Origin of the sequence: Streptomyces gottesmaniae (assembly GCF_031845845.1) — a bacterium.
Classification (GTDB): domain Bacteria; phylum Actinomycetota; class Actinomycetes; order Streptomycetales; family Streptomycetaceae; genus Streptomyces; species Streptomyces akebiae.
Map to the genome: position 1 here is coordinate 12806 of NZ_JAVRFJ010000041.1, position 13355 is coordinate 26160.

Genomic DNA, 13355 nt, shown 5'->3' on the forward strand with positions numbered 1-13355 from the left:
CTGCAGGTATCCGGGTGGACAGGGGCGAAACGACCGGAGACCCTCACTCGTTCAGGCGGCGGGCAGGCCCAGCAGTGACCGCGCGACCGTCTGCGGCGACTCGTCGCGCTCCCGTGCGAGGGCGATCACCGCACGGCACGCCAGCTCGCTCACTCCGAACGACAGGGCCTCGGGCGACACCCAGGTGGCGGCCTCGTCGATCTGGTCCTGATCGTCCTCGGCGCACGCCGCTATGTAGACGGCGGCCGCCTCGAACAGGTTGTGCGTGCGTTTCGTCTTCTGCGCGGTGGCCTCCGCGCCCCACGAGTCGAGGAGTCTGCCGAAGGACTTGCGAACGCTGTCGAACATATGGATTACCTACCCCCGCGTCGGTATCACAGCTCGTCCTATCCAACGTAGAGACGGATCTGCGGCGACAGAAGGGGGAGGGCCGGGTGAAGCGCGGCGAACGGCGCATTCAGGACGCTGCTCGGCGCGATCCACCAGGGCCGCGGCAGGGCTCAGCCCACGCGCTTGGCGAGCGCCAGGAAGCGGGCGTCCTCGTCGGCGTAGGACGTCATGCGCCAGCCCGAACCTGCCAGCAGCGGCCCCAGATTCGCCTCGGCGCGCAGATCCCGCGGGGTGATCTGCCGCCCCTGGCGCGCGGCGAGCGCCGCCCGGCCGATGGGGTGGAAGAGCGCCAGAGTGCCGCCCGGCCTGACCGCCCTGGCCAACTCCCGCAGATTCTCCGCGGGGCTCGGGAGGTGTGCGACGAGCCCCGCGGCGAAAACCGCGTCGAGCGACTCCGTACGCAGCGGCAGGCGGCCGACGTCCGCGAGCACCAGCCGCCCGTCACGGTCCCGCCCGGCCCGTACGGCGGCTGCCAGCATGGCGGGGGTCAGGTCGACGCCGAGGACCACTCCCGAGGCGCCCACGGCAGTGCGCAACGCCGGCAGGGCCCGTCCCGTACCGCATCCCGCGTCCAGCACCCGGTCGCCCTCGTGCAGGCCCAGCTCGGTGACCGCGGCGGCATAGGCGGGCCCGTCGTCGGGGAAGCGGGCGTCCCAGTGGTCCGCCCGTGCCGTGAAGAACTCCTGGACGTGTGTGTGGTCGTCGCTCATGCTCCGCATGATCCCTCACCGGAGCGGGGGACGGGATGACGCGCATGTTCGGGCGGGAGGCGATCGTTCCTGTGCATATATGCGCCACATTCCAGCAGCTTTAGAAATGCGCCCCCTCCGTGCTCCCATGCCCCCACTAGCGTCCCGGGGCCATGGGACACCTGGACCACGCCACCTTCGGCTGGCTGACCCCCGCACTGTCGTACGCCATGGCCTGCATCGGCGCCGCCCTCGGACTGCGCTGCACGGTCCGCGCACTCGCCACCACCGGCAGGTCCCGCCGCAACTGGCTGATCACCGCGGCGTCGGCGATCGGCACCGGCATCTGGACCATGCACTTCGTGGCGATGCTCGGCTTCGGCGTCAGCGGCACCGAGATCCGCTACAACGTCCCACTGACCGTCCTGAGCCTCGTGGTCGCCATGCTCGTGGTCTGCGCCGGCGTCTTCGCCGTCGGCTACAGCCGGGACCGCGCCCGGGCGCTTCTGCTGGGCGGGCTCACCACCGGTCTGGGCGTGGCGAGCATGCACTATCTGGGGATGGCGGCCGTACGGCTGCACGGCGAGGTCACCTACGATCCGGCACTCGTCGCCCTCTCCGTCGCGATCGCGGTGGTCGCGGCGACCGCCGCCCTCTGGGCGGCACTCAACATCAGGTCGCCCATCGCGGTCACCGTCGCTTCACTCGTCATGGGCGGAGCGGTGAGCAGCATGCACTACACAGCGATGTGGGCGGTGCGCGTGGAGGTCACCCCGTCCACGGCGGTCCTGCCCGGGGCCACGGCGATGCAGTTCATCTTCCCCCTCGCCGTCGGCCTCGGGTCCTATCTCTTCCTCACCTCGGCGTTCGTCGCACTGTCGCCGACGGCCGGGGAGCGTGAGGCATCCGCGTCGGCCCAGCGGCCGGTCGAGAACGCCGCCGCCCACTAGCCGCGAAGAGGGTTCTCCAAGTCCGCCCCCGAACCCCTGATCGAGGAGGCCATGCGTACACCCCGCAGGACCCCGACCGCCGCTGCCGAGGCGTCGCCCCAGCCGGCGAGACGCGGACGCCGCGCCCACGCCGGACCACCGGCCGACGAGCCCCTCGCAACCGACGGCACCGGCGCCCCGACGACCGGCCCACCCACCCGCGCGGGACGTCGGCACCTGCGCCCCCGCACCGTCCGGGCCAAGATCGTCTGCCTGTTGATGGTGCCTGTCGTCTCCCTGCTCGCGCTGTGGGCGTACGCCACCGTCACCACCGCCCAGGACGTCGCCCGCTACCGCCAGCTGCAACGCGTCGACGCCTCCGTACGCGGCCCGGTCGCCGACGCCGTCGCGGCGCTCCAGGCCGAACGCGCGGCCGCCGTACGGTACGTCACCGGGCCCTCCCCAGAGCGGGAGAGCGCGCTGCGCGGACTCACCCGGCGCACCGACCGGGCGGTGGACGCCCTGCGCCTGGGAGACCGCCACACCGTCGCCGACGGCACCGACCTGCCCGCAGGTGTGTCCGAACGCCTCGCCGCCTTCGTGACCGGCGCCGACCACCTGCGAACACTGCGGACCGCGGTCCTCGACCGCCGCAGCGGCTGGGCCGAGACGTACGAGCGGTACACGACGGCCGTCTCCACGGCCTTCGGCGTCGGCGGTGCGCTCACCGGCATCCAGGACGCCGAACTCGGCTCCGACGCGCGCGTGCTGCTCGAGTTCTCCCGCGCGGGCGAGGCACTTGCGCAGGAGAACACGCTCCTGTCCGGAGCCCACATCGCCGGAACCCTCGACCGCGAGCGGCTGCGCCTGTTCACCGGAGCCGTCGACACGCGCCGCACCCTGACCGAAGCGGCCGGCGCGGACCTACGCGGCCCGGAACGCGTCGCGTGGCAGGAACTCGCAGGAGGAGACGCCTACGCCGACCTGCGCGCCCTCGAGGACGAGGTGCTCGCGAGCCACCCCGGAACCAAGGTGCTCCACGCCGTCCCCGCAGCAGCCTGGGAGTCCGCCCACGCGCGCGTGCGGAAGGACATGCGCGACATCGAAGCGGACGCCGGACGCGAAGTCGCCGACCGGGCCGACCCGTTCACCCGCGCACTGCTCACCCCGGCCGGGGTCGCCGTGCTCCTCGGCCTCGCCGCGGTCGCCGCCTCCCTCGTCATCTCCGTACGCATCGGACGCGCTCTGGTCGTCGAGCTGGTGAGCCTGCGCAACGGCGCCCTGGAGATCGCCCGCCGCAAACTGCCGCACGCGATGCGCAGACTGCGCGCCGGCGAGGAGATCGACGTCGACACCGAGGCACCGACCGGCCCACCTGCGGAGGACGAGACAGGTCAGGTCGCCGAGGCCCTCGGCACCGTGCACCGCGCGGCCCTCCGCGCGGCGGTCGAGCGCGCCGAACTCGCCAGCGGCATCTCCGGGGTGTTCGTCAACCTCGCCCGCCGCAGCCAGATCCTCGTGCACCGCCAACTCGCTCTGCTCGACAGCATGGAGCGCCGCTCCGACGATCCCGACGAACTCAGCGACCTCTTCCGCCTCGACCACCTGACCACGCGCATGCGACGCCACGCGGAAAGCCTGATCATCCTTTCCGGTGCCGCCCCGGGGCGTGCCTGGCGCATGCCCGTGTCCCTGACGAACGTGGTCCGGGCGGCCGTCTCCGAGATCGAGGACTACGCGCGCGTGGAACTGCGGCAACTCCCGGAAGCGAAGATCACCGGCACCGCGGTCGCCGACCTGACCCACCTCCTCGCGGAACTCGTGGAGAACGCCGCCCAGTTCTCACCACCCCACACGCGCGTGCGGGTCACCGGGGAACCGGTCGGCAACGGCTACGCCCTGGAGGTCGAGGACCGGGGCCTGGGCATGGGCAAGGAGACGCTCGCCGAGGCCAACCGCCGAATCGAACAGTCCGAGGCCCTCGACCTGTTCGACAGCGATCGGCTCGGCCTGTTCGTCGTGAGCCGCCTCGCCGCCCGCCACGGCATCAAGGTCCACCTGAGGACCTCCCCCTACGGCGGCACCACGGCCGTGGTCCTCCTCCCCACCAGCCTGATGCACAGCGGCATGCGGGAACGTTCCATCGAAGCCTCCACCGAGACCTCCACCGCAGCCTCAGCCGAAGCACCTCCGCAGCCCGAGGAACGCGAGTACGCGCACGTGACCGCGGCCCCGTACCAGGAACCCGTCGACCAGGCGAGGGACCGGCGCGCCCCGATCGCGCCCGTCGCCCCCGCGGGACGGAGCACGGGGGACGGCCCGCCCGAGAGTCCGGCCGGCGTCACCACCCTGCGGCCGCAGCGCCGACCGCCGGAACCGGACAGCACAGATGAACTGCCGCGCCGCGTGCGCCAGACGCACCTCGCCCCCCAACTGCGCGAGCGACACGACGGACAGCCCGCGTCGGCGACGCCCCCCGGAGCGGACGTCGAGCGCACCCCGGAGCTCGTCAGGGACCGTATGGCGGCCTATCGCGACGGCTGGGCACGCGGTGGCGGCAGGGCACCCGGCAGAGGAGTCGGCAACGGCCCCACGACGGGCAGCGACAGCAGCGAAGGAGACCCCGCATGATCCAGGACCCGAGGACCAGGGCCACCGAGCGGTCCGGTGAACTCGACTGGCTGCTGGACGACTTGGTCATGCGCGTGCACGAGGTGCGGCACGCCGTGGTCCTGTCCAACGACGGACTGGCGGTCGGCGCCTCCAGCGACCTCAGGCGCGAGGACGCCGAGCATCTCGCCGCGGTCGCCTCCGGCTTCAACAGTCTCGCCAAGGGCACGGGCCGTCACTTCGGCGCCGGGGGCGTACGGCAGACGATGGTGGAGATGGACGAGGGATTCCTCTTCGTGGCAGCCGCCGGAGACGGTTCCTGCCTCGCCCTCCTCACCTCCGCATCGGCCGACATCGGGCTGGTGGCGTACGAGATGGCACGGCTGGTGAAACGCGTCGGCGAGCACCTCCGCACACCGACCCGCGCCGGCGCACGCCCGCCCACGGCCGACTGAACCGGGGACGGGTCGTGCTCATGACCGAAAGCAGGGGCGCCGGCGCCCCGCACGAACCGCAGGGCAGCCGTTGGTACGACAACGAGGCCGGGCCGCTCGTCCGCCCCTACGCCATGACGGGCGGACGCACCAGGCCCGGCCCCGGCGGGAGCCGCTTCGACCTGATCGCCCTGATCTCGCTCGACACCGGCGCATCCGCCGCCGACGACACCTTGCTCGGCCCGGAACACCGCGCGCTCCTCGAACTGTGCCGGACCGAGACCCAGTCGGTCGCCGAACTCGCCGCCGGCTCCGACCTGCCCGTCGGCGTTGTGCGGGTCCTCCTCGGGGACCTCCTGGAGGGGGGACGAGTCACCGTCAGCCGCCCCGTGCCGCCCGCGCAACTGCCGGACGAACGGATCCTGCGCGAGGTGATCGCAGGGCTGAGGGCGCTGTAGATGAACACGCACACCGTTCCGGCCCGTACCGACTTGCGATCCAACCCGGCACCGAACGAGCACAAGCGGTCGGTGACATGAAATACCGATCCAACGCCCCACGCACGGGCGGCAGTTGCCAAGATGCTGACTCCTCACAGCCGTAGCCATGTCGACCATGGCCGACACACCCGACACTCCCGAGAGAAGTGATCGATGCTCTCCGAGCACTCCGACGAGACAGACGGGGACACGGGCGCCCTGGCATTGAAGATCCTCGTCGCCGGCGGATTCGGCGTCGGCAAGACCACGTTGGTCGGCGCCGTCAGCGAGATCAAACCGCTGCGCACCGAGGAACTCCTGAGCGAGGTGGGCCAGTCGGTGGACGACACCGACGGCGTGGACCAGAAGGTCACCACCACCGTCGCCATGGACTTCGGCCGCATCACCATCAGGTCGGGGCTCTCCCTCTACCTGTTCGGCACACCCGGACAGGACCGGTTCTGGTTCCTGTGGGACGAGTTGGCGCAAGGGGCCTTGGGTGCCGTCGTCCTCGCGGACACGAGGCGACTGCAGGACTGCTTCCCGGCCGTGGACTACTTCGAGCACCGGAACATCCCCTTCGTGGTCGCCGTCAACTGCTTCTCGGAGGCGCGCGCCCACGGTGCCCAGGACGTCTCACGCGCCCTCGACCTCGATCAGGGCACCCCCGTGGTCCTCTGCGACGCCAGGGACCGCGACTCCGGCAAGGAGGTGCTGATACGGCTCGTCGAGTACGCGGGACGGATGCACACCGCCCGGTTGCTCGACTCCGTGAGCTGAGCCGACGGCAACACGCCTGACCCTGGCCGGATCCTGTGCCTTGACACCGCTGTTTCGGGTGGGGAAGCACCCGTTGTCGCTGTTCGCGCGGAAGGACCGGCATGCCTTGTCGGTCATCTTCCCTGCCATGTTCCGATCCTGCTTGCTCCGACCGCAGCGGTGGGGAAGGCTGAATCGTCGGATCCTCCGCGTCCGGGGGAACGACGAAACGGGGAGTGCGAACGATGTCGCAGAACGCGGGACTCGGTTGGCTGCTGGACGACCTGACCGAACGCGTGGAACCCATACGGCACGCGCTGGTCCTGTCCAACGACGGACTGGTCACCGCGGCCAGCACCGGGCTGAGGCGCGAGGACTCCGAACACCTGGCCGCGGTCTCGTCGGGTCTGCACAGCCTCGCCAAGGGCTCGGGTCGCCACTTCGGTGCCGGTGACGTGCGCCAGACAATGATCGAGTTCGACGACGCGGTCCTCTTCGTCATCGCCGCCGGGCCGGGCAGTTGCCTGTGCGTCCTCAGCGCGGCGGAAGCGGACATCGGCCAGATCGCCTACGAGATGACCCTGCTGGTGAACCGCGTCGGGGAACACCTCCGCGTGGATGCCAGGCACCCCGAACGCTCGGCCGCGATGGACCGCTGACCTGCGGGTTTCTCTGTTGGGGGCCGAGTTATCCACAGGCCCGCCACGACTCTCCGCGAACGGGCTACGGTTTTTCCCGAGGCGAGCGCCAGACCAGCGCGAGCACCACACCGCACGGGGGAGAACCGTCATGTCCGGCGACACCGTCACGCAATCCGCCACGCGTACCGCGCACACCACGATCACCGAGCCCACCACACTCACCACGCTCACCACACGACGCGGGGCTCCCGCACCGGCCGGCCCGGCCGATGGCACCCTGGCACTGGGCCGAGCAGCCCGCGAACTGGGCCTGAAACGAAGCGAACTCGACCTCGCCGTACAACTGGGCAGCCTGCGAACGGTCGTCGACGACGGAGGCGGAGGCCGTCGCATCACACAGGCGGAGATCGACCGGCTCCGTGCCGAGAAGGGCTTCCCGGGGGCCCTGCGGGAACGGGTCGAGGCCGTGGGATCGAAGGCAGCCGCCGAGATCCTGGGCGTGCCGCCCACCCGGTTCATGCGTCTCGCGCGACTGGGCCTGCTCACACCGGTCAAGTTCTCACTCAACCGCTACCGCACCGTGATCTGGGTCTATCTGGCGGCGGAGCTACGGCAGTTCGCGGCCGACGAGAGGAACGCCCCCTGGCTGACGGGCCGTATCCCGGAGGACCTCAGGCGCCGGCTGGACGCGGGGCTGGACCTGCGCCCCCGGAACTGGCGAGGGCGCCACCTCGGATTCCTGCTGAGGCACGCCGACGACCCCTGGAGCCGGGCGGCCGCTGTGGCCTCCCTGCTCGACCCGATCCAGGTGGCCGAGATCGTCCAGGACCCCTATGAACGTGCACACCTGCATTTCCACCGGCCCGCACGAGCCGACCACGGGACGCCCGACTCGCCCGCCGCGAGGATCACCGCGCGGATCATGACCGCGGACGACCCCGATGAGATCGCGTGGCTGCGGACGGACCTCCAACAGTCCCTCGTCGAGGCCCGAGCGCATCGACTCGCCCCGAGGGCCCGCCGGAAGGTGCCGCAGTCGGCGGCCTGGCACGAGACGCCCGTCGGGACAGCGCGACCTACACCGCGACCGCGCCGGGGCCGACGGCGTCCCGGGCAAGGCCGACCCGGCGCCGGGACGGCTCCCGAGGGGCGACGCGGGCTGCTGGGCTGGCTCCGACGCGGTCACCACTGAGCGCGCCGGTCAGGCATCCGGTCCGCCTGCCGTCAGGCGCCGAGCTTACGGAACAGCCCTTCCTGGACGACCGACACGAGCAGACGTCCCTCCAGGTCGTAGATACGGCCGCGGGCCAGTCCGCGGCCGCCGACGGCGATCGGGGACTCCTGGTCGTACAGGAACCACTCGTCCGCGCGGAACGGCCGGTGGAACCACATCGCGTGGTCCAGCGACGCCATGTCGAACCCACGGGGCCCCCACAGAGGCTCCACCGGGATACGTACGGCGTCCAGGAGCGTCATGTCGCTGGCGTACGTCAGCGCGCACGTGTGCACGAGCGGGTCGTCACCGAGGGGACCCACGGCGCGCATCCACACCGCGCTGCGCGGCTCGGCGTGCTCGATCTCCTCGGCCGTCCAGCGCAACCGGTCGACGTACCGGATGTCGAAGGGCTGACGCCGGGCCATGCGCTCCAACTGCTCGGGGAGCGTGCCCAGATGCTCACTGATCTCCTGCGTCACCGTCGGCAGCGATTCGGGGTCCGGCACCTTGCGGGCCGGCGGCAGCTGATGCTCGAAGCTCCCCTCTTCAGGCTTGTGGAAGGAGGCGGTCAGATTGAAGATCGTGCGGCCCTGCTGCACGGCGGTGACTCGGCGCGTGGTGAACGACCGCCCGTCCCGCACCCGCTCGACCTGGTACACGATCGGCACCCCGGGACGGCCGGGGCGAAGGAAGTACGCGTGCAGCGAATGCACGGGCCGGTCGCCCTCGGTGGTGCGTCCGGCGGCGACCATCGCCTGGCCGGCGACCTGGCCGCCGAAGACCCGCTGCAGGGACTCCTGCGGGCTGCGACCGCGGAAGATGTTGACCTCGATCTGCTCCAGGTCGAGCAGGTCGACGAGCCGCTCGGCGGGGTTGGTCGTCATGTGCTGGCCTCTCCTGTGCTCACAGCTGACCGACGTCGGTGACCTTGACGACGGCGCGTCCCTCGGCGTCGGAGGCCGCGAGGTCGACCTCCGCGCTGATGCCCCAGTCATGATCGCCGTTCGGGTCGGCGAAGGTCTGCCGGACGCGCCACAGCCCGTTCTGCGACTCCTCCTCGATCATCAACAGCCGCGGGCCACGGGCGTCGGGACCGGTGCCGAGCTCCTCGTACTCGTCCCAGTACTTGTCCATCGCCTCGCCCCACCGCTCGGCGTCCCAGCCGGACTCGGCGTCCATCTCGCCCAACTCGTCCACGTGGTCGAGCGCGGCCAGTTCGACGCGGCGGAACATGGCGTTGCGGACGAGCACCCGGAAGGCACGCGCGTTGGAGGTGACCGGCTTGACCTGGTCGGCCCTCTCCTGGGCCTCCTCGGCCGTCATCTCCTCGGGGTTCGCCAGCTGCTCCCACTCGTCGAGGAGACTGGAGTCGACCTGGCGCACCATCTCGCCGAGCCAGGCGATCAGGTCCTCCAGATCGTCCGACTTCAGATCGTCGGGGACGGTGTGGTCGAGGGCCTTGTAGGCGCCGGCGAGGTAGCGCAGCACGATGCCCTCGGTGCGGGCCAGCTCGTAGTGGGACACCAACTCCGTGAAGGACATGGCCCGTTCGTACATGTCACGGATCACGGACTTCGGCGACAGCGGATGGTCACCGACCCAGGGGTGGCTCTTGCGGTAGGTGTTGTACGCGTGGAAGAGCAGCTCCTCCAGCGGCTTGGGGTAGCTGACATCCTGCAGCCGCTCCATGCGCTCCTCGTACTCGACGCCGTCGGCCTTCATCGCTGCCACGGCCTCACCGCGTGCCTTGTTCTGCTGGGCGGCGAGGATCTGCCGCGGGTCGTCCAGCGTCGACTCGACGACGGACACCATGTCGAGGGCGTAGGACGGGGACTCCGGGTCGAGCAGTTCGAACGCGGCCAGCGCGAAGGTGGACAGCGGCTGGTTGAGCGCGAAGTCCTGCTGGAGATCGACCGTCAGCCGGACGACACGGCCCTCGGCGTCGGGCTGGTCGAGCTTCTCGACGACGCCGCCGTCGAGGAGCGAGCGGTAGATCGCGATCGCGCGGCGGATGTGCCGCAGCTGCTGCTTGCGGGGCTCGTGGTTGTCCTCCAGCAGATGGCGCATCGCCTCGAAGGCGTTGCCCGGCCGGGCGATCACCGACAGCAGCATCGTGTGGGTGACCCGGAAGCGGGAGGTGAGCGGTTCCGGATCGGAGGCGATGAGCTTCTCGAAGGTGTTGTCGGTCCAGCCGACGAACCCTTCGGGAGCCTTCTTGCGGACCACCTTGCGACGCTTCTTCGGGTCGTCGCCGGCCTTGGCGAGGGCCTTCTCGTTCTCGATGACGTGCTCGGGTGCCTGCGCCACCACGAAGCCCGCCGTGTCGAAGCCGGCCCGTCCCGCGCGACCCGCGATCTGATGGAACTCGCGGGCCCGCAGGGTCCGCACACGATTGCCGTCGTACTTGGTGAGGGCGGTGAACAGCACGGTGCGGATGGGGACGTTGACGCCGACGCCGAGCGTGTCCGTGCCGCAGATGACCTTCAGCAGACCGGCCTGCGCGAGTTTCTCCACCAGGCGTCGGTACTTCGGCAGCATGCCGGCATGGTGGACGCCGATGCCGTGCCGCACGTAACGGGAGAGGTTGCGGCCGAACTTGGTGGTGAAGCGGAAGTTGCCGATCAGCTCGGCGATCTGGTCCTTCTCCTCCCGCGTGCACATGTTGATGCTCATCAGCGCCTGCGCCCGCTCCACGGCCTGCGCCTGCGTGAAGTGCACGATGTAGACCGGAGCCTGCTTGGTGGCGAGCAGCTCGGTGAGCGTCTCCGTCAGCGGGGTCAGCACGTACTCGTAGGACAGGGGCACCGGGCGGGTCGCCGAGCGGACCACGGCGGTCGGGCGACCGGTGCGCCGCGTGAGGTCCTTCTCGAACATCGAGACGTCGCCGAGCGTCGCCGACATCAGGATGAACTGGGCCTGCGGCAGCTCGAGGATCGGGATCTGCCAGGCCCAGCCCCGATCGGCCTCCGCGTAGAAGTGGAACTCGTCCATCACGACCTGGCCCACGTCGGCGTGCTTGCCGTCGCGCAGCGCGATGGAGGCCAGCACCTCGGCGGTGCAGCAGATGATGGGGGCGTCGGCGTTCACGGAGGCGTCGCCGGTGAGCATGCCGACGTTCTCGGTACCGAAGATCTTGCACAGCTCGAAGAACTTCTCCGAGACGAGCGCCTTGATCGGGGCCGTGTAGAAGGTGACCTCGTCGCGGGCGAGGGCAGCGAAATGGGCGCCCGCCGCGATCATGCTCTTGCCGGAGCCGGTGGGTGTCGACACGATCACGTTCGCGCCGGAGACCACCTCGATGAGCGCCTCCTCCTGATGCGGATAGAGGGTGAGACCGCGTTCCTGGGCCCACGACTCGAAGGCTTCGTAGAGGGCGTCGGGGTCGGCGGTCCGCGGCAGCTGATCGATGAGGGTCACGCCCCCATCTTGCCTGCCCGCGCACCCGATGGGGGAATCGGCTGCGGGACCGAAGATCGCGAACGCTACGCTGTGGCGCCGACGCAGCGTCAGCGCACCTGGACAACTGGACAGCGGCACAAGGCGCCTGAACAGCGGCACGAACGGAATGGGACGGGGCACGGCCATGATGGGACCAGCACACTCACTGTCGGGAGCCGCGGCCTGGCTCGGCGTAGGAGCCGCAGCGGCCGCCGCGGGGCACACGATGCCCTGGCCGGTGCTCCTGGTCGGTGCGCTGATCTGCGCCGGTGCCGCACTCGCCCCGGACCTGGACCACAAGGCGGCCACGATCTCCCGCTCCTTCGGTCCGCTGTCACGCTGGGTGTGCGAGATCGTCGACAAGCTGTCGTACGCCGTCTACAAGGCGACCAAGAAGCAGGGCGACCCGCGTCGCTCGGGTGGGCACCGCACCCTCACGCACACCTGGCTGTGGGCGGCGCTGCTCGGTGCCGGTGCCTCCGTCACCGCGATCACGGGCGGCCGCTGGGCGGTGCTGGCCATTCTCTTCGTGCATCTGGTGCTGGCCATCGAGGGGCTGCTGTGGCGGGCGACCCGGGGGGCGAGCAGCGATGTGCTGGTGTGGCTGCTGGCGGCGACCAGTGCCTGGATCCTCGCGGGTGTCCTGGACAAGCCGGGCAACGGGGCGGACTGGCTGTTCACACAGCCGGGCCAGGAGTACCTGTGGCTCGGGCTGCCGATCGTGCTCGGTGCCCTGGTGCACGACATCGGGGACTCGCTGACCGTGTCGGGGTGCCCGATCCTGTGGCCGATACCGATCGGGCGCAAGCGCTGGTACCCCGTGGGGCCACCGAAGGTGATGCGGTTCCGGGCCGGCAGCTGGGTCGAGCTGCGGGTGCTGATGCCGGTGTTCATGGTGCTCGGGGGAGTGGGCGCGGCGGCAGCCCTGAACGTCATCTGACACCCGGGCACTGCCGCCGAGGGACCGGCCGCCCAGGACCGGGTGACGCGTTCGCCCGGGGGTCAGCTCGGCTGGGAGTCCTCGTCCACGATGTGCATGGCGGCCTCCTCGGCGGAGGCGGCCGCGCCGTCGATGCCTATGTCGGTGGCGATCAGCCCGCTCTCCTCGTCCTCGTGCGCGCCCTCGTCGGGGGCGACCAGACGGCCGGAGCGCAGGTCTCCCACCTCGTTGTCCAGCGGCTCGCCGTCGGTGTCCTGGGAGTCGCCGATGCCGTCCCCGTCGGGGTAGGCGATGTCCGGGAGTTCCTCGGCGAGGCGCTGCTCCAGGGTCTCGCCGCGCAGCCGCTCCGCCGCCGTCACACCGGTGTGCTCCACCGCCCATGGCCGCTCCGGCGGGGACCAGCCCCGGTCGAGGGGGTCGGCCACACCGTCGGCGACCAGGGTGTCCTCGGCGTCCAGCAGCCCCGCGTCGTCCTGGATCTCGGATCCGTCTGGCTGGTAGACGTCGTCTCCCCATCCGCCGGCTCTGTCCACGGGTACCTCCAGTGGTGGGGCGGGCCCGGTGCCACCGTTCGGCGACGGTGGGCGCGCGGACCGCTGGGCGGCGGCCCGAACCCCGTGAACCGGGCGGTTCACGGGCGTCCCCCGAATCAGTGCCCACCACCAGCCTTCCACTCGCGTTCGGCACCGCGCAACGGCAGGGCGACGGCGCCCGCCGGACCCGGCCGGGGCCGGTCGTCACGGCCGGAGCGCAGCCCACTGCCTGGGCGGGAGCCGAGGCGGCCGTCGAGGCAGGTCTGGAGGCGACGGCCGAGGCAACGGTGGAGCCGG

The 13355-nt window shown here is 70.9% G+C and carries 13 protein-coding genes; 8 read left to right on the forward strand and 5 right to left on the reverse strand.

Going from position 1 to position 13355, the window contains the following annotated elements; all coding sequences use genetic code 11:
* Positions 1-51: 51 nt before the first annotated feature.
* Both RM704_RS35220 and RM704_RS35225 read right to left on the reverse strand, forming a co-directional pair.
* Positions 52-348: a hypothetical protein gene (locus tag RM704_RS35220; RefSeq protein WP_033527925.1), complete on the reverse strand. Its 297-nt coding sequence runs from the start codon at positions 346-348 to the stop codon at positions 52-54.
* A gap of 152 nt (positions 349-500) precedes the next feature.
* Positions 501-1100 carry a class I SAM-dependent methyltransferase gene (locus RM704_RS35225; RefSeq protein WP_033527924.1) on the reverse strand — a complete coding sequence of 200 codons (600 nt, stop codon included), beginning with the start codon at positions 1098-1100 and terminating at the stop codon, positions 501-503.
* A gap of 152 nt (positions 1101-1252) precedes the next feature.
* Here RM704_RS35225 and RM704_RS35230 point away from each other — a divergent pair, with 152 nt between their 5' ends.
* The 7 genes from RM704_RS35230 (at position 1253) to RM704_RS35260 (ending at position 8123) form a co-directional block, all read left to right on the forward strand.
* Positions 1253-2029: an MHYT domain-containing protein gene (locus RM704_RS35230; RefSeq protein ID WP_033527923.1), complete on the forward strand. Its 777-nt coding sequence runs from the start codon at positions 1253-1255 to the stop codon at positions 2027-2029.
* A 51-nt stretch (positions 2030-2080) separates the two neighbouring features.
* Positions 2081-4639 carry a sensor histidine kinase gene (locus RM704_RS35235; RefSeq protein ID WP_033527922.1) on the forward strand — a complete coding sequence of 853 codons (2559 nt, stop codon included), beginning with the start codon at positions 2081-2083 and terminating at the stop codon, positions 4637-4639.
* Positions 4636-5073: a roadblock/LC7 domain-containing protein gene (locus RM704_RS35240; protein WP_033527921.1), complete on the forward strand. Its 438-nt coding sequence runs from the start codon at positions 4636-4638 to the stop codon at positions 5071-5073. The genes RM704_RS35235 and RM704_RS35240 overlap by 4 nt, the downstream gene beginning before the upstream one ends.
* A 20-nt stretch (positions 5074-5093) precedes the next feature.
* Positions 5094-5510 carry a DUF742 domain-containing protein gene (locus tag RM704_RS35245; RefSeq protein WP_033527979.1) on the forward strand — a complete coding sequence of 139 codons (417 nt, stop codon included), beginning with the start codon at positions 5094-5096 and terminating at the stop codon, positions 5508-5510.
* 195 nt (positions 5511-5705) lie between these two features.
* Complete coding sequence (locus RM704_RS35250; protein ID WP_033527920.1) at positions 5706-6311, forward strand: GTP-binding protein; 606 nt, start codon at positions 5706-5708, stop codon at positions 6309-6311.
* 224 nt (positions 6312-6535) lie between these two features.
* A complete protein-coding gene (locus tag RM704_RS35255; RefSeq protein ID WP_033527919.1) occupies positions 6536-6949 on the forward strand; it encodes a roadblock/LC7 domain-containing protein in 414 nt (137 codons plus the stop codon).
* A gap of 130 nt (positions 6950-7079) precedes the next feature.
* Entirely contained in the window at positions 7080-8123 is a 1044-nt protein-coding gene (locus RM704_RS35260; RefSeq protein ID WP_033527918.1) for a DUF6397 family protein, read from the forward strand.
* A gap of 32 nt (positions 8124-8155) precedes the next feature.
* Here the strand turns inward: RM704_RS35260 and RM704_RS35265 are convergent, their stop codons facing one another.
* Both RM704_RS35265 and RM704_RS35270 read right to left on the reverse strand, forming a co-directional pair.
* Positions 8156-9031, reverse strand: a complete 876-nt coding sequence (locus RM704_RS35265) for an acyl-CoA thioesterase (RefSeq protein WP_033527917.1) — start codon at positions 9029-9031, stop codon at positions 8156-8158.
* Positions 9032-9050: 19 nt separating this feature from the next.
* Positions 9051-11564 carry a DEAD/DEAH box helicase gene (locus RM704_RS35270; RefSeq protein WP_033527916.1) on the reverse strand — a complete coding sequence of 838 codons (2514 nt, stop codon included), beginning with the start codon at positions 11562-11564 and terminating at the stop codon, positions 9051-9053.
* A gap of 166 nt (positions 11565-11730) precedes the next feature.
* Here RM704_RS35270 and RM704_RS35275 point away from each other — a divergent pair, with 166 nt between their 5' ends.
* A complete protein-coding gene (locus RM704_RS35275) occupies positions 11731-12525 on the forward strand; it encodes a metal-dependent hydrolase (protein ID WP_033527978.1) in 795 nt (264 codons plus the stop codon).
* 62 nt (positions 12526-12587) lie between these two features.
* On the opposite strand, the gene RM704_RS35280 is transcribed toward RM704_RS35275, so the two are convergent.
* Complete coding sequence (locus tag RM704_RS35280) at positions 12588-13058, reverse strand: DUF5709 domain-containing protein (protein ID WP_033527915.1); 471 nt, start codon at positions 13056-13058, stop codon at positions 12588-12590.
* Between the last annotated feature and the right edge of the window lie 297 nt (positions 13059-13355).

Excerpts from the sequence above, each read along its gene's own strand:
- RM704_RS35225 (WP_033527924.1), bottom strand. The coding sequence starts at position 1,100 with ATGAGCGACGACCACACACACGTCCAGGAGTTCTTCACGGCACGGGCG.
- RM704_RS35250 (WP_033527920.1), top strand. The coding sequence starts at position 5,706 with ATGCTCTCCGAGCACTCCGACGAGACAGACGGGGACACGGGCGCCCTG.
- RM704_RS35235 (WP_033527922.1), top strand. The coding sequence starts at position 2,081 with ATGCGTACACCCCGCAGGACCCCGACCGCCGCTGCCGAGGCGTCGCCC.
- RM704_RS35275 (WP_033527978.1), top strand. The coding sequence starts at position 11,731 with ATGATGGGACCAGCACACTCACTGTCGGGAGCCGCGGCCTGGCTCGGC.
- RM704_RS35260 (WP_033527918.1), top strand. The coding sequence starts at position 7,080 with ATGTCCGGCGACACCGTCACGCAATCCGCCACGCGTACCGCGCACACC.
- RM704_RS35245 (WP_033527979.1), top strand. The coding sequence starts at position 5,094 with ATGACCGAAAGCAGGGGCGCCGGCGCCCCGCACGAACCGCAGGGCAGC.
- RM704_RS35220 (WP_033527925.1), bottom strand. The coding sequence starts at position 348 with ATGTTCGACAGCGTTCGCAAGTCCTTCGGCAGACTCCTCGACTCGTGG.
- RM704_RS35230 (WP_033527923.1), top strand. The coding sequence starts at position 1,253 with ATGGGACACCTGGACCACGCCACCTTCGGCTGGCTGACCCCCGCACTG.
- RM704_RS35265 (WP_033527917.1), bottom strand. The coding sequence starts at position 9,031 with ATGACGACCAACCCCGCCGAGCGGCTCGTCGACCTGCTCGACCTGGAG.
- RM704_RS35255 (WP_033527919.1), top strand. The coding sequence starts at position 6,536 with ATGTCGCAGAACGCGGGACTCGGTTGGCTGCTGGACGACCTGACCGAA.
- RM704_RS35240 (WP_033527921.1), top strand. The coding sequence starts at position 4,636 with ATGATCCAGGACCCGAGGACCAGGGCCACCGAGCGGTCCGGTGAACTC.